At 72.0% G+C, this 24,834-nt stretch carries 13 protein-coding genes and 1 pseudogene; 6 read left to right on the top strand and 8 right to left on the bottom strand.

The window, feature by feature from the left end; all coding sequences use genetic code 11:
• Positions 1 to 3: 3 nt before the first annotated feature.
• The gene (locus tag AA23TX_RS28400; protein WP_155545864.1) at positions 4 to 969 is read right to left on the bottom strand and encodes an ACP S-malonyltransferase; all 966 of its coding nucleotides are present in this window, start codon (positions 967 to 969) and stop codon (positions 4 to 6) included.
• A gap of 230 nt (positions 970 to 1,199) precedes the next feature.
• On the opposite strand from AA23TX_RS28400, the gene AA23TX_RS28395 reads away from it, so the two are divergent.
• Positions 1,200 to 2,261 (top strand): LLM class flavin-dependent oxidoreductase, encoded by a 1,062-nt coding sequence (locus AA23TX_RS28395; protein WP_155545863.1) that lies wholly within the window; start codon positions 1,200 to 1,202, stop codon positions 2,259 to 2,261.
• 139 nt (positions 2,262 to 2,400) lie between these two features.
• Here the strand turns inward: AA23TX_RS28395 and AA23TX_RS28390 are convergent, their stop codons facing one another.
• Positions 2,401 to 3,063: a GOLPH3/VPS74 family protein gene (locus AA23TX_RS28390; RefSeq protein WP_155545862.1), complete on the bottom strand. Its 663-nt coding sequence runs from the start codon at positions 3,061 to 3,063 to the stop codon at positions 2,401 to 2,403.
• Between the two features lie 310 nt (positions 3,064 to 3,373).
• On the opposite strand from AA23TX_RS28390, the gene AA23TX_RS28385 reads away from it, so the two are divergent.
• The 3 genes from AA23TX_RS28385 (at position 3,374) to AA23TX_RS28375 (ending at position 6,874) form a co-directional block, all read left to right on the top strand.
• Positions 3,374 to 4,972, top strand: a complete 1,599-nt coding sequence (locus AA23TX_RS28385) for a beta-N-acetylhexosaminidase (RefSeq protein ID WP_155545861.1) — start codon at positions 3,374 to 3,376, stop codon at positions 4,970 to 4,972.
• Positions 4,957 to 5,712, top strand: coding sequence for a class I SAM-dependent methyltransferase (locus AA23TX_RS28380; RefSeq protein WP_155545860.1), 756 nt, complete (start codon positions 4,957 to 4,959; stop codon positions 5,710 to 5,712). Before AA23TX_RS28385 ends, AA23TX_RS28380 begins: the two co-directional genes overlap by 16 nt.
• A 91-nt stretch (positions 5,713 to 5,803) precedes the next feature.
• On the top strand, positions 5,804 to 6,874 hold the full coding sequence (locus AA23TX_RS28375; RefSeq protein WP_338422514.1) for a hypothetical protein: 1,071 nt from the start codon (positions 5,804 to 5,806) through the stop codon (positions 6,872 to 6,874).
• A gap of 59 nt (positions 6,875 to 6,933) precedes the next feature.
• On the opposite strand, the gene AA23TX_RS28370 is transcribed toward AA23TX_RS28375, so the two are convergent.
• Together AA23TX_RS28370 and AA23TX_RS28365 are read right to left on the bottom strand one after the other, a co-directional pair.
• The gene (locus AA23TX_RS28370; protein WP_155545859.1) at positions 6,934 to 8,364 is read right to left on the bottom strand and encodes an AMP-binding protein; all 1,431 of its coding nucleotides are present in this window, start codon (positions 8,362 to 8,364) and stop codon (positions 6,934 to 6,936) included.
• On the bottom strand, positions 8,361 to 9,491 hold the full coding sequence (locus tag AA23TX_RS28365) for an acyl-CoA dehydrogenase family protein (RefSeq protein WP_155545858.1): 1,131 nt from the start codon (positions 9,489 to 9,491) through the stop codon (positions 8,361 to 8,363). Before AA23TX_RS28365 ends, AA23TX_RS28370 begins: the two co-directional genes overlap by 4 nt.
• Before the next feature lie 86 nt (positions 9,492 to 9,577).
• Here AA23TX_RS28365 and AA23TX_RS28360 point away from each other — a divergent pair, with 86 nt between their 5' ends.
• The gene (locus tag AA23TX_RS28360; protein ID WP_196425568.1) at positions 9,578 to 10,756 is read left to right on the top strand and encodes a macrolide family glycosyltransferase; all 1,179 of its coding nucleotides are present in this window, start codon (positions 9,578 to 9,580) and stop codon (positions 10,754 to 10,756) included.
• Between the two features lie 59 nt (positions 10,757 to 10,815).
• On the opposite strand, the gene AA23TX_RS28355 is transcribed toward AA23TX_RS28360, so the two are convergent.
• Complete coding sequence (locus tag AA23TX_RS28355) at positions 10,816 to 11,649, bottom strand: ABC transporter permease (RefSeq protein WP_230862741.1); 834 nt, start codon at positions 11,647 to 11,649, stop codon at positions 10,816 to 10,818.
• A 1-nt stretch (position 11,650) separates the two neighbouring features.
• The gene (locus tag AA23TX_RS28350; protein WP_155545856.1) at positions 11,651 to 12,622 is read right to left on the bottom strand and encodes an ABC transporter ATP-binding protein; all 972 of its coding nucleotides are present in this window, start codon (positions 12,620 to 12,622) and stop codon (positions 11,651 to 11,653) included.
• 269 nt (positions 12,623 to 12,891) lie between these two features.
• Here AA23TX_RS28350 and AA23TX_RS28345 point away from each other — a divergent pair, with 269 nt between their 5' ends.
• Complete coding sequence (locus AA23TX_RS28345) at positions 12,892 to 13,107, top strand: hypothetical protein (protein WP_155545855.1); 216 nt, start codon at positions 12,892 to 12,894, stop codon at positions 13,105 to 13,107.
• Positions 13,108 to 13,209: 102 nt separating this feature from the next.
• On the opposite strand, the pseudogene AA23TX_RS28340 reads toward AA23TX_RS28345, so the two are convergent.
• Together AA23TX_RS28340 and AA23TX_RS28335 are read right to left on the bottom strand one after the other, a co-directional pair.
• A pseudogene (locus AA23TX_RS28340) lies at positions 13,210 to 23,475 on the bottom strand (type I polyketide synthase); the annotation flags it as partial.
• Positions 23,472 to 24,617, bottom strand: coding sequence for a macrolide family glycosyltransferase (locus AA23TX_RS28335; protein WP_439328793.1), 1,146 nt, complete (start codon positions 24,615 to 24,617; stop codon positions 23,472 to 23,474). The gene AA23TX_RS28335 and the pseudogene AA23TX_RS28340, both read right to left, overlap by 4 nt.
• Between the last annotated feature and the right edge of the window lie 217 nt (positions 24,618 to 24,834).

Raw genomic sequence — 24,834 nt, 5'->3', positions numbered from 1 at the left:
GGTTCAGACGCCGGGGGCGACGAGGTCGACCGCGTAGTCGTAGATCGCGGTCATGGCTTCGGTGACGTGGTGCGGTTCGGTGATCCGCACGACGGGGAACGGGAAGTCGAGGACGCCGGCGGGCAGCGTGGGGCCGAGGACGAAGGCGAGCCGGACGCCCTGTGCCTTCAGGCCGGCGCACACGTGCGGCAGGCTCATCGTGGTGGTCTTGTTGCGGCGGAACAGATCGCGGACCTCGTCCGCCGTCGTCAGCGCGCGTTCTTCGAGGAACGAGCACACCGGGATCCGCGGGTCGGCCACGGCCATCGCGTTCACGGTCGGCGCCATGAAGTCGGTCGCGTACTGGCGCAGCGGGGAGTGCACGGCGAACGGCTGGCCGTCGATGACGCTGATCATGCCGGGCGGGCTCTGCGCGACCAGCTTGTCCAGGGCTTCGGCGGTGCCGCTGAGCATGAGCAGCCGGGCGGTGCCGTTCGCGAGGACGCCGAAGTCGCCGCCGAGGTACACGCCCGGGCGCCGGTCGCCGTAGTAGAACGTCGGGTCCTCGGTGACCGGGAGGAAGGCGATGGCCGCACCCTGCGCCGGCGGGGCGGGGTCGGGCACCGGCGTCTTGGCCTCGCGCACGAGCAGGTCGAACAGGGTGCGGCGGTCCACGGCACCGGCGACGGAGCTCGCGATCAGGCCGCCGAGGCTGATGCCGCCGGCGACGGCCGGGTGGATGTCGGACTCGGCGAGGACGTCGTGGATGCCGAACGCCAGCGCGGCCAGCCGGATGCCGGCGAGGCTGAAGCGGTCGTGGTCGTTGCGGGACTCGAGCCCGCCACGCAGCAGGGCGCGCGGTTCGATGCCGGTCCAGTCGCGCACCTGCTCGTAGGAGCGGCGCATGGCCGGGTACGCCTCGTAGAGGTTCGCGCCGTGCTCCGGGTCGGGATCGGAGATGTTCGCACCGAACAGATATCCCAGAGTCACCGAATTCTCCTGACGTGTCGACGCGGCTGCCGCGACGCTACGCACGCGCTCCGAGGCGAAGCCGGGCTAGCATGGGGTCTCTAGGCAAAACCTCAGCTCCGGGTGCGGGACTCTTTAAGAGTTCCCCCAGGGTTGGCTTGCTAGGGCCACTATCGCGGGTCCGGCGAGGGGAAAAAGGTGGCAGCCGGCCCATCCAGGCTCGTCACCCTATTCGCCGGAGGTATCAGAACGTGGAGTATGGCGTCTCGCTGTTGCCGGACTGCGACCCGGAGACCACGACCGCCTCGCAGTACTTCCAGGATGTGCTGCGAGTCAGTGTGCTCGCCGATCAGCTCGGCCTGAACTACGTCAAGATGACCGAGCACTACCTGCGCTCCTACGGCGGATATTCCCCCAGCCCGCTGGCGTTCCTGTCGGCCGTGGCCGCGCGCACCGAGTCCATCCGCCTGATGACCGGCGGCATCCAGGCCTCGTTCCACCACCCCATCCAGATAGCCGCGCACGCGGCCCAGGTCGACGTGATGAGCGGCGGCCGCCTGGACGTCGGGTTCGCGCGGGCGTTCCTGCCGTACGAGTTCGAGGCGTTCGGCGTCGACATGGACACCAGCCGCGAACGGTTCCTCGCCACGATCGAAGCGGTCGTGCGGCTGTGGAACGAAAAGGACGTCACGGAGAAGACGCCGTTCTTCGAGTACGAGAACGCGAATTCGCTGCCCGCGCCGGTCCAGGAGGACGGCCCGCCGGTGTGGGTGGCCGCGCTGGCGACCCCGGCCAGCTTCGACTGGACCGGCCGCAAGGGCTTCAACCTGCTGATCAGCTCGACCCAGCTCAACGAGATGGCCCGCAAGCGCGAGTACGTCGAGCTGTACCGCAGCGCGTTCCTCGAGAACCACGGAGATTCCGGCCGCAAGCCGAAGTTCGCGGTGAGCATCCCCCTGCTGATCGCCGACACCGACGAAGAGGCGCGCGACCTGGCGGTGCCGTTCATGGTGAAGTCGTTCAACGCGTTCAAGGAAGCGATCCTGTCCTGGCACAACGTGGAGTCGCCGGCGTACGAGGGCTACACGGCGATGGCCCGCCAGATGGCGAGCTTCGACCTGGAGACCGACGGGCTGGAGGCCAAGGCCGTAGTGGGCTCACCGGACACGGTGCTGGGCCGCATCGAAGAGGTCCGCGACGTACTGGGCCCGGACGTGATCCTGTGGAACCTCGACTTCGGCGGCCAGTCGTACGAGACGATGTCCCGCACGCTGAACCTGTTCGCGGACAAGGTCATGCCCGCACTCGGTTGACCCCTCCCAGGGGTGAAGAAGCGGAAGGGCCGGTGGCCGCGAGGCCCCGGCCCTTCCGTGCGTGAACCCAGACTCCCCCCTGCACCCCGATCCGAAGCCAGAACACGGCCGTAGTCACAATGGGGCTTCGGGGTGCCCGTCAGCCGCTGAAGCCGAGACCGCCCTGAGCAGCGATCATCGTCAACCGAATACCGCGCAGCGCCTTCTCCAACCCAGGCGCCACCTCGCCCACCCGGTCGGTCAGCTCCTCGATGCGCTCCTTATACTCGCCCTTGCTCTCCTTGCGCGTCACAACACTCGGCACCGTCCCAGCGGCCGCCAGCGCGACGAGCGCGGCATCATCCGCACCGACCTGCGAAGCCGGGGTAGACCCGTGCAGCACCTCGACCGCGTGCTCCTGCAGCGCCTTGGCCAGCGCCGGGTCGGTGACGGTCACGTGGGTCTTCGGGACCAGGCCCAGGACCTTCTTCTCCTCGACCGTCAGCAGCTTCTGCTCGACGAGCTGCTCCTCGATCGCGTCGAGGGTCTCCTTGTAGTCGTGCCGCAGCCACGACTTCCAGCTGCGCTTCTCGTTGCCGATCTGCGCCAGCACCCGGTCGAGCACCGGGTCGCCCGTCGGGTCGGACTTGACCAGCACGGCGTCGCCGTCGTCGTCGGCGATGTTGCCGCGCAACGCCAGCTCCGTGAGCACTCCGGCGCGGGTCAGGAACGCCGTGCGGGTGCGGTCGTAGAGGTCTTCCTTCTCCAGGTCGTAAGCGAGCAGGTACGCGCGGTAGTGGACGGCGGTCGGCGTCTCGGTCATGTCGGTCACCCGTTTCTGTGTCGGTCGTCGGTACGGGCCGGGATCACCGCGTCCGGCCGGATTTCCCCCTGGCGGACGCGCCTGGCATTGCGTACTACCCGATCTTGGCGGATCGGACACGCGCGAAAAACGGCCAAAGGTTGACAGTCGGTGACGGAAGGTTGTCGGCCCACAACCTTAGTTGTTCCGGCATGCGGAGCAACCGGGCTTAGCAGTCTCCCCAGACGTCGGCCGAACGGGTGGACTGGCGCCCCACCAGGCCATTAAGAGAAAGAGGCCACTTTCTTCCACTATCCGCAATGGACGGCTCATGACCGCTCGAAGTGTCAGGCGTGGGGTGCTGTTCCTCTCCCTCCTCGGCCTGCTCGCCCCCGGGGTGCCCGCCGGCGCCGCACCGCAGCCGGTTACGGCCGCGTCCACTCTCCAGCAGATCGTGCCCGCCCCGGTGTCGGTGACGCCGGACCCGGCCGTCCGCTACCGGCTCGGGCCCGCGACGGTGGTGTTCACCTCCGGCGGCACCGACGCCCGCCAGGTCGGCGACTACCTCGCCGGGCTGCTCCGCCCCGCGACCCGGTTCGCGGTCCCGGTGGTCACCGCCCCCGCCTTCCCCGGCCGCGCCCAGACGCTGCCCGGGATCTCGCTGCTGCTCGGCGGCGCCGACCCGCGCGTCGGGGCCGAGGGCTACCAGCTCGACAGCACCGCGTCCGGAGTGACCATCCGGGCCGCGAAGCCCGCCGGCCTGTTCAACGGCGTGCAGACGCTGCGTCAGCTCCTGCCCGCCTCGCTCAGCGGGACGCTCACGGTCCCCGGCGGCCACATCCTCGACTACCCGCGCTACCCCTACCGCGGCGCGATGCTCGACGTGGCGCGGCACTTCCTGCCGGTCGCCGACGTGAAGAAGTACCTCGACGACATCGCGCTGTACAAGGTCAACAACCTGCACCTGCACCTGACCGACGACCAGGGCTGGCGGCTGCAGATCACCGGCTGGCCCAACCTGACCGCCAAGGGCGCGAGCACCGGCTCCGGCGGCGGGGCCGGCGGGTTCTACACGCAGGACCAGTACCGCGACATCGTCGCCTACGCGCAGAGCCGCCACATCACGGTCGTGCCGGAGATCGACATGCCGTCGCACTTCGGCGCCGCGCTGTCGTCGTACGCCGAGCTCAACTGCGACGGCGTCGCCGGGCCCGTCTACACCGGGCTCACCCCCGCGCCGCGGTCGGACCTGTGCGTCGACAAGCCGATCACGTACAAATTCATCGGCGACGTGCTCGGCCAGCTCGCGGCGCTCACCCCGGGCAGCTACCTCGACGTCGGCGGCGACGAGATCCAGGACCTCGACGACGCGCAGTACACCGCGTTCATGGCGAAGATCGCGCCGATGGTGGCCAAGCACGGCAAGAAGCTGCTGGGCTGGGCGGAGATGCTCACCGCGACCCCGCCGAAGGGCGCGACCGGCGAGTTCTGGATCTACGACGGCACCCAGAACGAGGTCGGCGAAGCGAGCCAAAAGGGCGCGAAGCTGATCATGGCGCCGTGCGTCTACACCTACCTCGACATGAAGTACGCCCCCGGCGTCCCGGCCGACATCGGCCTGGAGTGGGCGGGCGACATCAGCGTCCAGGCCGCGTACGGCTGGGACCCGACGGCGGTGGTGCCCGGCGCGCTGAACTCGAACATCGACGGCGTCGAAGCTCCTTTGTGGACGGACACCGTGCGCAGCTTCGACGACGTGCGCTACCTGGCCTTCCCCCGGCTGCCCGCGATCGCCGAGATCGGCTGGTCGCCGCAGGCGAGCAAGGACTGGACGTCGTTCGCGTCCCGGCTGGCCGCGCAGGGCCCGCGCTGGACGGCGCTCGGCGTGAAGTACTACGCGGCCCCGGAAATCCCGTGGCCGAAGAACTGACCCGGCGGGAGAAGCCGACGATGGCGAACAAGGACGGGCAGGTCTGGGAGGCCTACTGGAAGGACCTCCCGGACCGCGCGGGCGCGGCCTTCTGGGACTGCGAGCCCGCCGACGGCGCGGCGGCGCACGCCGAGCTGTTCAAGGCCCACTTCGACCCGGCGCTCCCGCTGGTCGACCTCGGCTGCGGCAACGGCACCCAGACGAAGTACCTGGCCGGGCTGTACGACCGGGTCGTCGGCGTCGACATCGCCGAGGCGGCGCTGAACCGGGCGCGGGTCGAGAACGGCGGCGACAACGTCGCGTTCGAGCTGCTGGACGTGCTCGACGACGCGGCGGTGGCGGCGTTCCGCTCGCGGTACGGCGACGTGAACATCTACCTGTCGGGCGTGATCCACCAGCTGCCGGTCGACCGCCGGGTGGCGTGCGCGCGCAACCTGGCGGCGCTGGCCGGGGCGCGCGGGTGCGTGTTCAACCAGGAGCTGACGCCGGCGAGCTACACGTACATGCAGCAGCTGATCGCGGACCCCGCCAACGACCTGCCGAAGCTGGAGAGGGTGTCGATCTACTTCGGCATCGGCTTGCAGCCGGCGGCGGGCGAGGCCGAGCTGGAGACGGTGTACGAGGTAGCGGGCTTCACCGTCGTGGACGGCGGCGAACTGCTGCTGCGCACGACGGAGACGCTGGCCGACGGCTCGGGGCTGAACCTGCCGACCCACTACGTCATCGCCCGCAACTCCTGAGAGCGGTCTGCCGCAGCTGGTCGTGAGTGAGAAACTGGGTTAGAACCCAGTTTCTCACTCACGACCCCAGGGCGAGTTATCCACATCGGTCTTGGTTATCCACAGATTTCGCGAGCGGCGTTTTAGTGACGCCGAGACGCGGGATCGTCGGGATGTGCCCCAGAATTGCCGCTGGTCGACTGACCGGATACCCGACGCTTCCAGACCCGACTGGCTCACGCTGCTGTCCCGACAGCACGGCGTAGTCAGTCTCCGACAACTGCGCGCGCATGGCCATAGCCCGGACGATGTCCTGGCCAACCTGACCGCCGGACGCTGGCAACGCGTACTTCCCCGCATCTACGCCGCCTTCACCGGGGAACCGTCTCGGTCCGCGCTTCTGTCGGCCGCACTGCTGTACGGCGGGCCTCACGCGGTGCTCAGTCACCACACGGCCGCTGAGGAATGGCGGCTGCTGCCGATCGCCGACCGGCCGGTCGAGATCACCGTGCCCTACAGCAGCTCAGCTGTCTCGCAGCCGCCGAGTGTCGTAGTTCATCGTTCGCGGGCCTTGCGGCACACGACCCTCGACACCACGCCTCCCCGTACCCGCGGACCGGACACCATCCTCGACCTCGCTGTGTCACAGCGAACCGCCCGCGAGGCGACGATGCTCGTCGTCGATCTGGTGAGCCGGAGTTCGCTTCCGTTGCAAGCCGTTCAGGACTGTTTCGTGCTGCGACCACCGTATCGCCATCGGGCAGCCATTCGCCGGGGGCTCGAGCTCATCGGCAACGGGTTGATGTCCGCACTCGAGGTCGAGTACCTCGAAAACGTCGAGGAGCAGCACGGGCTGCCCCGCGGTGACCGGCAAACGCCGTTCGCGGTGGACGGGAAGACCCTCTGGGAGGACGTGACCTATGACGGCCATGGCGCCGCGGTCACGATCCGGCTGGACGGCCGTACCACCCACGCAACCGGCGGCGTGGCCTTCCGGGATCGTCGCCGCGACAACGCCGCCGAACTCGCCGGGCGAGCGCGACTGGTCTACGGCTGGCAGGACGTCCACACTTCGCCGTGCGCCGTGGCCGCCGAGGTCCGGAGGATCCTGCTTCGCGAAGGCTGGGACCCGACGGGCAGTCGAGACACGACCTGCCACCACTGCAGACCGGGGCGGTCGTGAGTGAGAAACAGTGTTCTAACCCAGTTTCTCACTCACGACCCCTGGGGACAGCGGGAAAGTCAGTGCGCGGCGGCGAGCTTGGCCCGGTCCGTCTTGCCGTTCGCCGTGCGGGGCAGCTCCGCCACCAGGCTCACCTCGTCCACGATCATGTACTTCGGCAGGTGCGCCGCGCAGTGGGCCTTCATCCCCAGCAGCGTCACGCGCTCGCCCGGGCGCGCGACGATCGCCGCGCGCAGGCGGGCGTCGATGCCCGCTCCCGCCACCACCACCGCCACCTCCGCGACCGCCGGGTGGCGGGCCAGTGCCGTCTCGATCTCGCCCAGCTCGATGCGGTGGCCGCGGAGCTTCACCATCGCGTCACGCCGGCCGGCGTACTCCAGCTCGCCCGCCGCGTCGTAGCGGCCGACGTCGCCCGTGTGGTAGCCGCCCAGCTGCGGTGGTGCTCCCCAGTACCCCAGCATCACCGTCGGGCCGTCGACGACGATCTCGCCGTCGGGGGACAGCGTCAGCGTCGCACCCGAACACGCCCGCCCGATCGGCAGCGCACCGGTTCGCGAGAGATCCGCGGCCGTCACCTCGTAGCTGGTCACGACGTTCGTCTCGGTCGGCCCGTACCAGTTGAACAGCCGGACGCCCGGCCACGCGCGGCGCAGCGTCTGCACCCCCGCGATCGGGAACGGCTCCCCGGCGAACACGCACACCCGCAACGACGACGGCGCCGGCCGGTCGAGCAGGCCGCCGTGGCGCATCATCAGCAGCAGCGCCGACGGCACCGAGTACCAGACCGTGATCCCGCGGCTGTGCAGGAAGTCCGTCAGCTCGGCGGGCGAATACGCCAGGTCCGCGCCGGCCAGGTCCACCGACGCCCCCGCGAGGAACGCGCCGTACAGGTCGAACACCGACAGGTCGAAGTTGAACGGCGCGTGGTTGGCCAGCCGGTCGTCCGCGCGCAGCCCGGTCTCCGCCGCGGCCCACCCGACGAACGCGAGCGCGTTGCGGTGGCTGATCAGGACGCCCTTCGGCGCACCCGTCGAGCCGGACGTGTACAGGATGTAGGCGGGCTCGTCCGGCCCGACGTGCTCGAGCGGCACCCGTCCGTCCACATCGGACAGTGCGGCGAACGAGCTGAGCGGCGGCGGGTGCGCGCCCCAGTCGGCCACCGTGTCGGTGACGACCAGCGCGGGCGCGCAGCCCTCGGCGATGAGCCGCACCCGCGAAACGGGGTTCGACGGCGCGACCGGCACGTACACCGCGCCCAGCCGCAGCGACGCCTGCATCAGCGCCACCACCTCGACGCTCTTCTCCGCCCAGATCAGCACCCGGTCGCCGCGGCGGACGCCGGCCGCGTGCAGCCCGGCGGCCTGCCGGTCGGCCAGCTCGTCGAGTTCGCGGTAGGTCAGGGTCGTCTCGCCGTCGTGCACCGCGGGCGCGTCCGGAGTGCGCTCGCGGGCGGCGAGGACCAGCTGGTGCAGCAGTTCCACCGTGCTCACATCCCCAGTTCCATCGCGACCAGCTGCCGTTGCACGTCGGAGGCGCCGGAGAAGATCGTGCCGCCGATCGCGTCCCGCAGCGCGGCTTCGATCCCCCGCTCGCGCAGGTAACCGCGGCTGCCGAACAGCTGGATGGCGTCGGTCGCGCTCGCCACCATCCCTTCGGACACCGCGAGCTTCGACAGCGCCGCGAACAGCGTCGCGTCTTCGCCCTGGTCCAGCGCCCAGCAGGCCCGGTAAAGCAGCAGGCGGGCGCTTTCGGCCCGCAGCTTCATCTCGACGATCCGGTTGGACACCGACTGGAACTCGGCGAGCCGCTTGCCGAACTGGCGGCGGCCGCGCACGTGCTCCAGGCAGCGTTCGATCAGCCGGTCCTGTACGCCCAGGTACAGCGCGAACAGGCAGGCCCGCTCCCAGCCCATCGAGTGCTGGAAGATCGCCGAGCCCTGGCCCGGTTCGCCGAGCACGGCGTCCGCGGGCACGAAACAGCCGGTGAAGGTGACCTCGGCGGCCACGCAGCCTTCCATGCCGAGCTTGGCGAACGGCTCCCCGAAGGTGATCCCCGGCGAGTGGGCGTCGAGCGCGAAAGCCGTGATGCCCCAGTGGCCGGCCGCCGGGTCGGTGACCGCGTAGGTGACCAGGACGTCGGCGACGGGGCCGTTGCTGACGAAGCTCTTGACGCCGTCGAGCACGAACCCGCCGTCGACCGGGGTGGCCGTGGTCCGCAGCGCGCCGACGTCGGAACCCGCTTCGGGCTCGGTCATCGCGTTGCCCGCGATCAGGTCGCCGGCGGCGAGGCCGGGCAGGAGCCGGTCGCGCAGCGAGTCACCGGCGAAGTCCACGATCGGCATCGTGCAGGCGAACAGGTGCGCGGCGGCCCCGAAGACGAGGCCGGTGTCCGGGCAGCCGCGCCCGGCGGCTTCGAAGACCCGCGCGGTGTCGAGCGCGGTGAGGCCCCCACCGCCGTGCTTCGCGGGCACGCTGGCGCCGAGGACGCCGAACTTGCCCAGCAGGGCCCACTTCTCGCGGCTGAACACGTACTCGGGTGCGGCCGGGAAGGCCGCCCGCGTGTCGGCCACCGTCCGGTCGTAGCGCTGCCGCTGGTCCGCGGTCCAGCCGAACTCCATCCGCCCACCTCCACCAGGGTTCGCGCCCGAGGCTAGCGGCGGGACGTCTGGCGAAATCCCAGAATGCGCGGTGCGAGCATGGCAAGGTGACCCGACACGTCGTGCTCTGCACCCTGCCCGGCTACGGGCACGTGACCCCCGTCCTGGACGTGCTCGGCGAGCTCGTCCGGCGCGGCCACCGGGTCACGGTCGCGACCGGCAGCGCCTTCGCCGACCGGATCGCCGCGACCGGCGCTCGTCCGCTCGGCTACCGGGAGCCGGGTGACGACCCGGGTTCCCACCGCCTCGCGGCCGCGCTGACCGGCGCGTCCAGCTGTCTCGCGCCGCTGGAGCCCGTGCGGAAGCTGCTGGCGGACGACCCGCCCGACGTGCTCGCCTTCGACTCGACCATGTGGATCGCGGGCCGCGTGCTCGCCCACGACGTCACGTGCCCGACGGTCCAGCTGTCGGCGTGTTTCGCCTCCAACGAGCACTACTCGCTGCCCGCGCACGTAGCTCGCTACCCCGCGAAGTCCACAGTGGACGACGACGAGCCCTACGACTTCCTGGCCGATCTGAACGCCCTGCTGGCGGCCGAGGCGCCGGGACAGACGGCGGAGCAGTTCCTCGACGACGGCCGCGACCACAAGCTGGTCCTGATCCCCCGCGACTTCCAGTACGCGGGCGAGACGTTCGACGACCGGCACACGTTCACCGGCCCGTGCTTCGGCCCGCAGCGGCCGCTGACGGGCTGGGAGCCGCCGTCGAACGGCAACCCGGTGCTCCTGGTGTCCTTGGGGACGTCGGCGTTCAACGACCAGCCGGACTTCTTCCGCCAGTGCGCAAGCGCTTTCGCGGACCTGCCCTGGAACCTGGTGATGACCCTGGGCGGCGGGGTCGACCCGACGTCGCTGGGCACGTTGCCGCCGAATGTCGAGGCACGCCAATGGGTTCCGCACCCGGCGGTGCTGCGGCACGCGTCGGCGTTCGTGACGTCGGCGGGCATGGGGAGCGTGATGGAGGCGTTCTACTGCGGGACCCCGCTCGTCCTGGTGCCGATGCACGGCGAGCAGGAGGTCAACACCGAACGGGTGGTGGAGCTGGGCCTCGGCGTGCGCCTGCCCCGGGAGGACCTGACGCCGGAGTCGATCCGCGACGCGGTCCTGGCGGTGGCGGCCGACGAAGGCATCGGCGCGCGCATGCGGGCCATGCGGGACCACACCCACGAAGGCGGCGGCGCGGTCACGGCCGCCGACCGCATCCTCGGCGCAGCAAAAAGGTCGTGAGTGAGAAACAGGGTTAGAACACTGTTTCTCACTCACGACCTCTTGCCGCGGGAGACCGCTCAGCCGGAGTCGCGCTTGCCCATCAGGGAGAACGCCACCACCAGCGCCACCGCGACCCACGTCAGCAGCGTGCCGCCGCCGGTCAGCGGGCCCAGGTACGTCACCGAGTCCGTCTTGAGCTGGGCCGTGCTCAGCTGCTCCGCCGCCGACGCCGGGAAGTACGCGAGGATGTCGCGCTGGACCCACGTCGGCAGCAGCGCGCCGAGGATCGCCGGGGCGAAGATGAAGCCGATCGCGGTGGCGATCGCGCCCGCCGCGCTGCGCATCATCACGCCGAACGACAGGGCCAGCAGCGCGAACGCCGCGAACTCCGCGCCCCAGCCGAGCAGGCTGCGCAGCACGCCCGGGCCGCCGAGGCCCAGCGTCGGGATGGCCGGGTTGATGCCGAGGACGAGCTGGCCGATGAAGAACGCCGCCGCCGCGAACAGAGTGCCGAGCACGAACGTCAGCAGCCCGACGACGATGGCCTTCGAGATCAGGACCCGGCCGCGGTGCGGGGTGATGGCCAGCGTGAGCCGCATCATCCCGGTCGAGTACTCACCGGACACGGCGAGCACGCCGAGCACCGAAATGAGGATCAGGCCGAGGTTCATCCCGACCATGGCGGTGCCCGCCGAGTCGAAGTCCGTCGTCTGCCCGGCCGGCAGGTTCTTGTAGTCCTGCTCGGTCAGGAAGCTGAACAGCACGGAGAACCCGACGCTGACGACCGCCGCGGCGATGACGACGAGCCAGGTCGAGCGGACCGACCTGAGCTTGGTCCACTCCGCGGCGAGCGTGTTGCCGAGGCCGGGCGAGGTCTTCGTTTCCGGCAGCGAAGCCGTTGCGGTGGTCACGTTATTCAGTCCCTTCCGACGCGAGCGCCCGCACCGTCTCGAGTACCTTGTGCTCCTCCGGCGGCGCGCCGTTGTGCGAGCGGTACTGCACGCTGTCCTTGGTGAGGTCCATGAACGCGGCCTCGAGGCTCGCGCGGACCGGCGTCAGCTCGTGCAGCCCGAGCCGCCGCTCCAGCGCGAGGTCGCCGATCTCCGGCGAGTCCAGGCCGACGACGTTGAGCGAGCCGTCGTCCAGCTTCGTCACCTTGCCGCCGGCCCGTTCGAGGGCCTCGGCGAGCTCGGTGGCCTGCGGCGAAACCACGTGGACGTGGCTGCGCGCGCTGCGCTGGGTGAAGTCGGCGATCGGCATGTCGGCGATGAGCTCGCCCCGGCCGATCACGATGACGTGCGCGGCGGTTTCTTCCATCTCGTTCATCAGGTGGCTGGACACGAAGACCGTCCGCCCCTCGGCGGCGAGGTCCTGCATCAGGGTCCTGATCCAGTAGATGCCCTCGGGGTCGAGGCCGTTGACCGGCTCGTCGAACAGCAGCGTCGGCGGGTCGCCCAGCAGGGCGGTCGCGATGCCGAGCCGCTGGTACATGCCGAGGGAGAAGTTGCCGACCTTCTTGCCCGCGACGTCGGTGAGGCCGACGGTGTCGAGCACCTCGTCCACCCGCTTGCGCGGGATGCCGCCGGCCTGGGCCACCCACTGCAGGTGCCGGTACGCCGTGCGCGCGCCGTGGACGGCCTTCGCGTCGAGCAGCGCCCCGACCTCCCGCATCGGCGCGGGCAGGTCCCGGTAGGCCTTGCCGTTGACCGTGACCGAGCCGCCGCTGGGGGCGTCCAGGCCGAGGATCATCCGCATCGTGGTCGACTTGCCCGCCCCGTTGGGCCCGAGGAAACCGGTCACGACGCCGGGCTTGATCTCGAACGACAGGCCGTTGACGGCCGTCGTGTCCCCGTATCGCTTCGTCAGATCTCGTGCTGTGATCACGCGCCTGCTCCGTATCCGTTCCTGTGTGCCTGAGGACTAGTCAACCGGCAGCCACCGCCGTCGTGCTAGATCACAAGGTCGCTTGTCACCGCAACCAAAGTTGCAACCCCCGTTCGGGTGTGATCTTCCCAGTACCCTGGGCGACCGGCAACTCGGGAATGTCAACTTTCGATGGTCCGAAGACGACTTTCGAGGACTCACAACGCAGATCGCCGTGTGCTTGAATCGATCACAAGAGATTCGTCGTCCATCGTTCCAAGGAGTTTCCCATGGCCAAAGAACAAGGCGGCCGTCCGTTCGTTTCCCTCGTCATGGGGCTGATCCTCGTCGCGGGCGGGGTCGCCATCATCATCAACGCGGGCGAGCACACCATCGGCGTGATCGGCGGCGGCGTCACCATCGTCGTCGGCCTGCTGTTCTTCGTCCGCAGTGCGACGTCACGGAAAACGACGGCCGCGGGACGGCGTCGATTCTTCATTTCCTGAACAACTGATCCGGCGGACCGAAACGGCCGCCCTGGTGTCCCGTCGGGGGGTCACCAGGGCGGCCGCTTCTCGTTTCAGGCGCGTCGTTTCAGGCGCGTCGTTTCACGCCTCGTCGGGCCCGAGCGCCATCCGCACCAGGTCGTCGACGTCGAGGTCGCCCAGCTCGTCGTCCCCGGCATCGGCCGCCGGTGCCGGTGCGCGCCCGCTCAGCTTCAGCAGCGCGTCCAGCAGCCCCGCCTCGCGGAACCGGGCGACCGGGATGGCCGCCAGCGCCGCGCGGATCTCCCCGTCCTCGTCGCCTTCGGGCGCTTCGGAAGCGGTTTCCGGGAACAGCTCCTCGCCGACGTAACCTGCCAGCGCCGCCGGGGTCGGGTAGTCGAAGATCAGCGTCGCCGGCAGGCGGATCCCGCTCGCCGCGCTGAGCCGGTTGCGCAGTTCCACCGCGGTCAGCGAGTCGAACCCCAGCTCCTTGAACACCCGCTGCGGATCGACGGTCTCGGTACCGCCGTAGCCCAGCACCGCGCCCACCTGCGCGCACACCAGCTCCACCAGCGCTTGCCGCCGGTCCTCGCCGGACGTCCCCGCCAGCCGTTGCCGCAGGTCGGCCTCCGGCGCGCCCGCGGCGGCCGTGCGCCGCCGGACGGCGGTCCGGACCACTCCGCGCAGCTGCTCCGGGACGTCCCCCGAGCCCAGTACGCGCGAGTCGACCAGCATCGGCACGAGCACCGCGTCGGGCGCGCCCAGGCCCGCGTCGAACAGCGCGAGGCCCTGGTCCGCCGGCAGCGGCGGCAGCCCGGAGCGCGCCATGCGCCGCACGTCGGCCTCGGACAGGCTCGCCGTCATGCCGCCCGTCGGCAGCCACGGACCCCAGGCCAGGGCCAGCGCGGGCAGCCCGGCCGACCGCCGGTGCCGGGCGAGCCCGTCCAGGAAAGCGTTTGCGGCGGCGTAGTTGCCCTGCCCGGGCGCCCCGAGCACGCCCGCCGCCGACGAGAACAGGACGAACGCGGACAGATCGAGGTCCCGCGTCAGCTCGTCCAGGTTCGCCGCCGCGGAAACCTTCGGCCGCAGCACGGCGTCCAGCCGCTCCGGGGTGAGCGCTTCGACGAGCCCGTCGTCGAGCACCCCGGCCGCGTGCACCACAGCGGTCAGCGGGTGCTGCCCCGGCACCTCGGCCAGCACCTTCGCCAGCGCGTCCCGGTCCGCCGCGTCACACGCGACGACCGAAGCTTCCGCTCCCAGCGAGGACAGCTCGGCTCGCAGTTCTTCGACGCCCTCGGCCGCCGGGCCCCGACGGCTCGCCAGCAGCAGGTGCCGGACGCCGGACCCCGCGAGGTGCCGGGCCAGCAGGCGCCCGAGGCCGCCGGTGCCGCCGGTGATCAGCACGGTGCCTTCCGGGTCGAGCGGCGCGGGCACGGTCAGCACGACCTTGCCGACGTGCTTGGCCTGGCTGACGTGCCGGAACGCGGCGGGCGCGCGCCGGACGTCCCAGGTGGTGACCGGCAGCGGCGTCAGCACCCCCGCGTCGAACCACTCCAGCAGCCGGTCGAACAGCTCGCGGATCCGGTCGTACCCGGCCTCGACCAGGTCGAACGCCTGGTACCGGACGCCCGGGTGGTCGGCCGCGACGCGGTCGGCGTCGCGCACGTCGGTCTTGCCCATCTCCAGGAACCGGCCACCTCGCGGCAGCAGCCGCAGTGACGCGTCCACGAAATCGCCGGCGAGCGAGTCGAGCACGACGTCGACGCCGCGTCCGCCGGTCGCCGCGCGGAACTCGGCTTCGAAGTCGAGCGTCCGCGACGACGCGATGTGGTCGTCCGCCAGGCCGGAAGCCCGCAGCGTGTCCCACTTGCCGGTGCTCGCGGTGCCGTAGACCTCGGCGCCGAGCAGCCGCGCGAGCTGCACCGCGGCCATGCCGACGCCGCCCGCCGCCGCGTGCACCAGGACGGTCTCGCCGGGCCGCAGGTCACCCAGGTCGGTCAGGGCGTAGAGCGCGGTCAGGAACACCACCGGCACCGAAGCGCCCTGCGCGAACGACATCCCGGCGGGCAGCCGGGCGAGCATCCGCTCGTCGACCTCGGCCACCGGCCCGAACGCGCCCCCGAACATGCCCATGACGCGGTCGCCCGGTGCGAACCGGGTGACGCCGTCGCCGACGGCCGTGACGACTCCGGCGCCCTCCAGCCCCGGCGAGGTGGCCGGGCCCGGGTACATCCCGAGCGTGTTGAGCACGTCCCGGAAGTTCACGCCGGCGGCGCGCACCGAGATCCGCACCGCGCCCGGCGCGACCGGCTCGGCGAACTCGGGGCAAGGCACGACGGTCAGCCCGTCGAGCGTGCCGCGGTCGGCGATGTCGAGCCGCCAGTCCCCGGCGGGGACGGTGAGCGCGTCGGTCTCCTTCGCCAGCCGCGCCACCCGGACCACGCCCGAACGGACCGCGACCTGGTTCTCCCCCGCGGCCAAGGCCTCGGCGACTTCCGCGGAGCCGTCGGAGTCGACCAGGGCGAACCGGCCCGGGTGCTCCGACTGCGCCGAGCGCACCAGGCCCCAGACCGCGGCGAGCGCGGGATCGGGCCGTCCGTCGCCGTCTTCGGTGACGACCGCGCCGGAAGTCAGCAGCGCGAGCTTCGCCGTGGCGAAGCGATCCTCCGCGAGCCACGTTTGGACGAGGGCCAGCACATCGTGCGTGGCCTCCCGCACCGGCCGCGTCGCGAAGGGCAGCACGACGACGTCCGGGACGTCGGTGATTTCGGCGAGCGAATCGACCATCGCCCACGACGGGTTCACCGCGTCGCCGTCGTGGACGGGCCAGGTGAGCCGGTACAGCGCGTCCGGCCGGGCCGCGAGCTGGTCCGGCGAGAACTCCCGCAGGACCAGGGAATCCACGGTCGCGACGGCGTGCCCGGCGGAGTCGGCGATCGCGATCGCCAGCGATTCCGCGCCGGTCTTGGTGAGCCGCACCCGCAGGCCGCGCGCACCCTCGGCGTGCAGGGAAACGCCGCGCCAGGAGAACGGCAACCGCCCGTTCGGGGCGGGCGCGAACGGCAGGAACGCCGCCGCGTGCAGCACCGCGTCGAGCAGTGCGGGGTGCAGTCCGAACGCCCCTTCGGCATCCTCGGGCAACTCGACCTCGGCGTAGACGTCCTCGCCGTGCCGCCAGGCTCGCCGCAGGCCCTGGAACACGGGCCCGTAGCCGAACCCGCTCTCCGCGAGCCGGTCGTAGAGTCCCTCCGTATCAAGGGTTTCCGCGCCCGGCGGCGGCCACTCGGCGAGGCCCTCGCCGCGCGCGGGAAGCCCCGGCGTCAGCACGCCGCTCGCGTGCAGTGTCCACGGGCTGCCGGGAGCCGCGTCCTCGGGGCGCGAGTGGATGGTCAGCGGGCAGGCCCCCGACTCGTCCGGCGCGCCGGTCAGGACCTGGAGCCGGACGCCCCCGGTCGCGGGCAGCACCAGCGGCGCCCCGAGCGTCAGCTCCTCGAGCTGCGTGCGGCCGGCGCGGTCACCCGCGTCGACGGCGAGCTCGACGAACGCCGTCCCGGGGAACAGCACCGAACCGCCGATGCCGTGGTCGGCGAGCCACGGGTGCGTCCGCAGGGAAAGCCGGCCGGTGCCGAGGAAGCCGGCGGACCCGGCCAGCTCGGCGGTCGCGCCGAGGAACGGGTGGGGGCTGGCCGCGAGTCCCGCCGTCGCGACGTCACCGGCGCGTCCGGGCGTCCCGGGCCAGAACCGGCGGCGCTGGAAGGGGTAAGTGGGCAGCTCGACCCGGCCGCGGCCGGGGTGCAGCGCGGCCCAGTCCGGGGAGAACCCGTGGGCATGGGCCTCGGCCAGCGCGGTCAGCAGGGCCTCGACGTCCGGCCGCTTCCGGCGCTGGGTCGCCGTCGCGAACACGGCGTCCTCGACGCAGTCGCCGACCATGGCCGAGAGCACGGCGTCCGGGCCGACCTCGACGAACCGGGTGACACCGCGGGACGCGAGCAGGCTGACGCCCTCGGCGAACCGGACCGCGTCGCGCACGTGCCGGACCCAGTGCTCCGGCCCGGTGGCGGTGACGAGCCGGCCGGTGAGGTTCGAGACCAGGCCGATCTTCGGGTCCCGATAGGACAGACCGGCGGCGACCTCGCCGAACCGCGCGAGCATCGGGTCCATCAACGGGGAGTGGAACGCGTGGCTGGTGCGTAGCCGCTTGGTCTCCCGGCCCAGCCGCGTGAAGTGTGCGGCGATGCCGAGCACGTCGTCCTCCACACCGGACACGACGACCGACGCGGGCCCGTTGACGGCGGCGATCCCCGTTGACGCGGTGAGCAGCGGCCGGACCTCGTCCTCGGTCGCCCGCACCGCCACCATCGCGCCGGTCGCGGGCAGCTCCTGCATGAGCCGGCCGCGCGCGGCGACCAGGGTGCAGGCGTCGGCCAAGGTCAGCACGCCAGCCACGTGCGCGGCCGCCAGCTCGCCGATCGAGTGACCCATGACGAAGTCCGGCGTCAGCCCCCACGACTCCAGCAGGCGGAACAACGCGACCTCGAACGCGAACAGCGCGGGCTGGGTGAACCGGGTCTGGTCGAGCCGCTCGCCGCCCTCGGCGATCACCTCGCGCAAGGGGAGGTCGAACCGCGCGCAGGCCGCGTCGAAGGCGTCGGCGAAGACCGGGAACTCCGCGCACAGAGCGAGCCCCATGCCCGCGCGCTGGGCGCCCTGGCCGGTGAACAGGAACGCGGAGCGGCCCTCGCCGGCGACGCGGCCACGCACGACGCCGGGACCTTCCCCGCCCTCGGCCAGCAGCCGCAGGTTCCGCAGCGCGGAATCCCGGTCGGGCGCGAACACCACCGCACGGTGGTCGAACGCCGTACGGGCGGCCAAGGCGGAACCGATGGCGTCGAGGTCTTCGCCCACCAGGGGAAGCAGCGCGGCGGCCTGCGCCGGCAACGCCGCCTCGGTGTGGCCGGAGAGCGGCCACAGCGGCATGGCCGATTTGTCTACAGTGGACGCGCTGGTGACCGGCGCTTCCTCCAGGACGACGTGCGCGTTGGTCCCGCTGAAGCCGAACGCCGACACGGCGGCCCGGCGCGGGTGGCCATCGGCGGGCCAGGCGACCGGCTCGGTCAGCAGCCGGACGTCCCCGGCGGTCCAGTCGACCCGCTCCGACGGGACGTCGGCGTGCAGCGTGCGCGGCAGCACCTCGTGGTCGAGCGAGAGCACCATCTTGAGCACCCCGGCGACCCCGGCGGCGGCCTGGGTGTGCCCGAGGTTCGACTTGATCGCGCCGAGCCACAGGGGACGCTCGCGGTCCTGCCCGTAGGTGGCGAGCAGCGCCTGGGCCTCGATCGGGTCACCGAGCCGCGTGCCGGTGCCGTGCGCTTCGACGGCGTCCACATCGGACGGTGCGAGGCCGGCGTCGGCGAGCGCGGCGCGGATGACGCGTTGCTGCGAAGGGCCGTTCGGCGCGGTGAGCCCGTTGCTCGAGCCGTCCTGGTTCACCGCCGACCCGCGCAGCACCGCCAGCACGCGCCGGCCGTTGCGCCGGGCGTCGGAAAGCCTTTCCAGCAGCAGGATCCCGGCGCCCTCCGACCAGCCGGTGCCGTCGGCGGCGTCGCCGAAGGCCTTGCAGCGGCCGTCCTCGGCCAGCCCGCGCTGCCGGCTGAACTCGACGAACCCGGCGGGCGTGGACATGACGGTGACGCCGCCGGCCAGCGCCAGCGAGCACTCGCCGGACCGCAGTGACTGCGCCGCGAGGTGCAGCGCGACCAGCGAAGACGAGCACGCCGTGTCGACGGTGACGGCCGGGCCTTCGAGCCCGAAGGTGTAGGAGACGCGGCCGGACAGCACGCTGGCCGCGTTGCCGGTGCCGAGGTGCCCGGCGACGTCGTCCGCCGAATCCCGCAGCAGCGACGAGTAGTCCTGGCCGTTGGTCCCGGCGAAGACGCCGGTGCGGCTGCCGCGCAGCGCCGACGGGTCGATCCCGGCGCGTTCGAAGGCTTCCCAGGACGTCTCCAGCAGCAGCCGCTGCTGCGGGTCCATGGCGACGGCTTCGCGTGGCGAAACCTCGAAGAACTCCGGGTCGAACCCGGCCGCGTCGTCGAGGAAGCCGCCTTCGCGCGTGTAGCAGGTGCCGGGGTGGTCGGGGTCCGGGTGGTAGAGCGTGTCGAGGTCCCAGCCGCGGTCGCCGGGGAACGGCGAGATGACGTCCCGCCCGGCTTCGAGGAGTTCCCACAGCTGTTCGGGCGTGCGAACCCCGCCGGGAAAACGGCAGCTCATCGCCACGATCGCGATCGGCTCGTCGCTCGGCCGGGCCGTCGGCTCGGCGGGTGTGAGAGCGGACGCGCCGAGCAGGTGCTCGGCCAGCGCGCGCGGCGTCGGGTGGTCGAACACCAGCGTCGAGGGCAGGGTGAGGCCGGTCTCGCAGCCGAGGGCGTTGCGCAGCTCGACCGCGGTCAGCGAGTCGAAGCCGAGGTCGGCGAACGGCCGGTCCGCGCGCACGGACGCCGCCGAGTGGCCGAGTACCGCGGCCACCTGGGCGCGGACCAGGTCGAGGGCGGCGGCGGGATCGCCGGTGAGCCGCGTGGCCGGGGCGGGTGGTTCCCCGGCCAGGCCGCCGAGCAGCGGCCGGGTGGTGTCCAGGTCGCCGACGGCGAAGTCGATCGGCACGACCAGCGCGTCGGGACCGGCCAGGGCGCGGTCGAACAGGCGCAATGCGTCGCGGGCCGGCAGCGGCCGGACGCCGCCCTGGCGCATGCGGGCGACGTCGGCGTCGGTCAGCTGCCCGGTCATCCCGCCGTCGGGCACCCAGGGCCCCCAGGCCAGCGACACCGCGGGCAGGCCCTGCGCGCGGCGGTGCGCGGCGAGCGCGTCGAGGAACGTGTTGGCCGCCGCGTAGTTGCCCTGCCCGGCGCCGCCGAGCACCCCGGCGGCCGAGGAGAACAGCACGAAGGCGGACAGGCCTTCGGTGAGTTCGTGCAGGTGCCAGGCCGCGTCGAGCTTGGGCCGCAGCACGGCGTCGAGCCGCTCGGGCGTCAGCGAGGCGACGACACCGTCGTCGAGTACCCCGGCGGCGTGCACCACCGCGCTCAGCGGGCCGATCTCGCCGAGCAGCTCCGCGAGGGCTTCCCGGTCGGCGACATCACAGGCGGCGAGGACGACTTCGGCGCCTTCGGCCGCCAGCTCGGCCTGAAGTTCCTGTGCGCCAGGCGAATCCGGTCCCCGACGGCCGGCGAGGACGAGCCGGCGCACGTCGTGGGCGCGCACCAGGTGCCGGGCGAGTTCGCCGCCGAGCGAACCGGCCCCGCCGGTGACGAGCACGGTGCCTTCGAGGCGGCCGACGTCGTCCGAAGTGGACTCGACGAGCCGGGGCACGGTGACTTCGCCGTCGGCGTAGGTGGCCTCGGGCTCTTCGACGGCGAACGCGGCGGGCAGTTCGGCGGCATCGGCCAGGACGAACCGGCCGGGGTGTTCGGCCTGCGCGGACCGGACCAGTCCCCGCACCGCGGCACCGGCAAGCCCCCGGGTGACGAAGACGAGCTTGGAGTTCGCGTAACGGTCGTCGGTCAGCCAGGTCTGCAGCACTTCCAGGGCTTCTCGCGCCAAGCGGTGGGCGGCTTCGACGACGTTCCCTTCGGCCTCGCACCGGAAGTAGACCACCGGCGGGACGTCGGAGCCCAAGGCGTGCCAGTCGACGGCCGGGCTGGTGGCGGTCGCCGGGACCTGCTCGACGCGGTACAGGGCACCGGCCGGCTTGACGGCGTGCTGCCCGTCGAGCCAGTAGCGCTCCCGCTGGAAGGCGTAGGTCGGCAGGTCGACGACCCGCCCGCCGCGGCCGGCGAACACGGCCGCCCAGTCCGGGGAGAACCCGGCGATGTGCATCCGTCCGACGGCTTCGGTGAAGGTGCGCACCTCGTCGCGGTCCCGGCGCAGCAACGGCACCACGACCGCGTCCGGTACGCAGTCCCCGGCCATCGCGGCGGCCGCGCCGCCCGGCCCGGGTGTCACGAACCGGGTCACGCGGTTCTCGGCGAGCCAGCGCATGCCGTCGTGGAACCGGACGGTGGCGCGGACGTGGTCGACCCAGTACGCGGCGGACGCGACGTCCGACAGCTCACCGGTCACGTTGGACACCACGGGAATCCTCGGCGCCGCATAGGAAACGGTCTCGGCGACCGCGCGGAACGCGTCCAGGATCGGGTCCATGTGCGACGAGTGGAACGCGTGGCTGACCCGCAGCCGCTTCGACCCGGCGAACCGCGCGGCGATCTCCTCGACGGCATCGACGTCACCGGAGACGACCACGGCCTCGGGCCCGTTGACCGCCGCGAGGGCGACACGCTCGCCCAGCAGCGGCCGGACCTGCTCCTCGGTGGCGCGCAGGGCGGCCATCGCGCCGGCCTCGGGCACCGACTGCATGAGCCGCGCCCGCGCGGCGACCAGGCGGCACGCGTCGGCCAGCGAGAACACCCCGGCGACGTGCGCCGCGGCCAGCTCGCCGATCGAGTGCCCCATGACGAAGTCCGGGGTCAGTCCCCACGACTCCAGCAGGCGGAAGAGCGCGACCTCCACGGCGAACAGGGCGGGCTGGGTCACCTCGGTGCGATCCAGGTCGCCGCCCTCGAAGATCAGCTCGCGCAGTCCGGCGAAGCCCGCGCAGACCTCGTCGAAGGCTTCGGCGAAGACGGGGAAGGCCGCGTACAGCTCGCGGCCCATGCCCGGCTGCTGCGCTCCCTGGCCCGCGAACACGTAAGCCGTCTTGCCCGGCGTGGTTTCGCCGACGGACGCCAGCTCGCTGAGCCCCTGCTTCAGTTCCTCGGCGGTCTCCGCCAGCACGACGGCCCGGTGCTCGAACGCGGCCCGCGTCGTGGCCAGCGAGTAGGCGACGTCGACCGGCCGGTGTCCGTCCACCTGCGACAGCAACCGGGCGGCCTGCTCACGCAAGGCTTCCGGGCTCTTCGCCGACAACACCGCGGGGACCAGCCCGGCAGTGCCTCCGGACTCAGCGGGTTCAAGGGCGGGTGCCTGCTCGATGATCGTGTGCGCGTTGGTGCCGCTCACGCCGAACGACGAGACCCCGGCGCGACGCGGCCGCTCGCCCGCCGGCCACGCGACGGCCTCCTGCAGCAGCTCGACCGCACCCGCGTCCCAGTCCACTTTGGACGACGGAACCTCGGCGTGCAGCGTGCGCGGCAGCAGCTCGTTGCGCAGCGCCATGACCATCTTGATGACGCCGCCGACCCCGGCCGCGGCCTGGGTGTGGCCGAAGTTCGACTTCGCGGAGCCCAGCCTCAGCGGCGCCCCGCCGGCACGTTCGCGGCCGTACGTCGCCAGCAGTGCCTGCGCCTCGATCGGGTCGCCCAGTGTGGTCCCGGTGCCGTGGCCTTCGACGACGTCGACGTCCGCGGCGGACAGCCCGGCGTCGGCGAGCGCGGCGCGGATGACGCGCTGCTGCGAAGGCCCGTTCGGCGCGGTGAGCCCGCTGCTCGCACCGTCGGAGTTGACGGCCGATCCGCGCACCACCGCGAGCACCGGATGGCCGTTGCGCTGGGCGTCGGAAAGCCTTTCCAGCAACAGGAACCCGGCACCCTCGCCCCAGCCCGTGCCGTCGGCGGCGTCGGCGTACGAGCGGCACCGGCCGTCCGGTGAGAGGCCGCGCTGCCGGCTGAACCCGATGAACGTCACCGGCGTCGACATCACCGCGACGCCACCGGCCAGCGCCAGCGAGCAGTCGCCGCGCCGCAGCGCCTGCGCGGCCCAGTGCAGCGCCACGAGCGACGACGAGCACGCGGTGTCGACGGTGACCGCCGGGCCCTCGAGCCCGAAGGTGTAGGCCACCCGGCCGGAGGCGATGCTCGCGGCACTTCCGTTGCCCACGTAGCCTTCGAGGCTCGCGGGCAGGTCGGTCAGGCGCGTCGCGTAGTCGTTGTACATCACCCCGGCGAACACGCCGGTACTGCTGCCGCGCAGCGACGCCGGGTCGATCCCCCCGCGTTCGAAGGCCTCCCAGGCCGTTTCGAGCAGGAGCCGCTGCTGCGGATCGATCGTCTGCGCCTCGCGCGGGGAGATGCCGAAGAACTCCGGATCGAACTCGTCCGCGTCGTGCAGGAAGCCGCCTTGACGCGTGTAGCACGTCCCGGCACGGTCCGGGTCGGGGTCGTAGAGCGCGTCGAGGTCCCAGCCGCGGTTGACGGGGAATCCCGAGATCGCGTCACGGCCCGAGGCCACGACGTCCCAGAGGTCCTCCGGCGAGCGGACACCACCGGGGAACCGGCAGCTCATCCCCACGATCGCGATGGGCTCGTGCTCCCGGTCCTCGGCGTCACGCAGCCGCTCGCGCGTCCGGTACAGGTCCGCGGTGACCTTCTTGAGGTACCCGCGCAGCTTGTCGTCGTCGCTCATGCCCGCTCCCCATGGGTGGCTCGCACGGCCCGTTCGAGCACGTCCGCCGCCCGTTTCGCGCCCCCGGACGCCTTGATGGCCGCCCGCATCCGCGCGACCTCGGCCGCCACGGCGGCGTCGGCGGCGACGGCCAGGACGGCGTCGCGCACGTCGTCCCCGGTCACGTCGTCGAGCAGGGCGCGGCCCAGCCCCAGCCGCTCGACCTGCCGCGCGGTCACCCGCGCCTCCGGGCGCTGCGGCACGGCGACCACGGGGACGCCGTGGCCGAACGCGTCCATCAGGGAGCCCGTCCCGGCCTGGCAGACGACGACGTCGGTGTGCGGGAGGACCGCGCGGTGGTCGAGCCAGGAGTGCAGCTCGACGTTGTCGGGCATGGCCGCCGCGACGTCGTCGCCGACGTGCCCGGCGGTGGTCATCACGACCCGCCAGCCGGTGCCCGCGAACGCCTGCCCGCACGCGGTGAAGAACCCGGGGTTGCTGTTGGACGAGGTGCCCAGCGACACCAGCACGACGGGAACGTCCGCGCCGGGCGCGGCCCAGCTGTCCGCGGCCGCACCGTCGTCGCCGGTCGGGCCGACGAAGACGAAGTCGTCGCCGAAGCACTCCGGGCGGAACTGGAAGGCGCGGGGCACGAACACGAGGTTCGCCACGACTTCCCCGCCCCCGGGCGGGAAGTCCGGCGGGGCGTCCAGGCCGAGCTTCCCGAGCAGCGCCGTGACGCGCTCGCCGCAGGCCGCCAGCGCGGGGTGCGCGGGATCCAGTGGCGGGCCTTCGAGCTCGGTTTCGCTGCCGTTGAGGGGAACCTCGTCGTTGCCGCCGAACCCGGCGAACAGCCGGACGACGCCACATCCGGCGCGCCGCGCGACCAGCCCGCCGACGTCGGTGCTCAGCACATCTTCGACGACGAGGTCGACCGGGCGGTCCGCGAACTCCGGCCACGCGGTGGCGAGCGGGGCGTAGGCCTCGTCGAGGTAGTGCGCGAGGACCGCGGCGAGGTCGTCGGCGGTGTGGACGTCCGGCATCGACTCCGGGAAGGCGGACGGGTAGGGCACCACTCTCGCGCCGGTCTCCGCGACCACGCCGGCGAAGCGTTCGGCGACGACGTACGTCACGTCGTGCCCGCGCGAAAGCAGCTCGCGCACGACCGGCAGCGTCGGCCGGATGTGCCCGAAGCCCGGAAAACCGAAGAAGGCGACATGCCCGCCGGAGACGTCCACGCCGGTCACCCTAGGTCGGCCGGGAGCGCCCACCGGGCCGTGCACAGGGAATCCAATGAATCGCCTAGTGTCCCCCCGGCGCCGCCGGAAAGACCAGCATTCCTCCTAGTTTCTCCTCGCTACAAATAGGGATGTCCCGTCC

Source organism: Amycolatopsis camponoti, from assembly GCF_902497555.1.
GTDB lineage: Bacteria > Actinomycetota > Actinomycetes > Mycobacteriales > Pseudonocardiaceae > Amycolatopsis > Amycolatopsis camponoti.
Note: the sequence above shows the minus strand (reverse complement) of the source record. Positions and strands in the feature narration are given on the sequence as shown.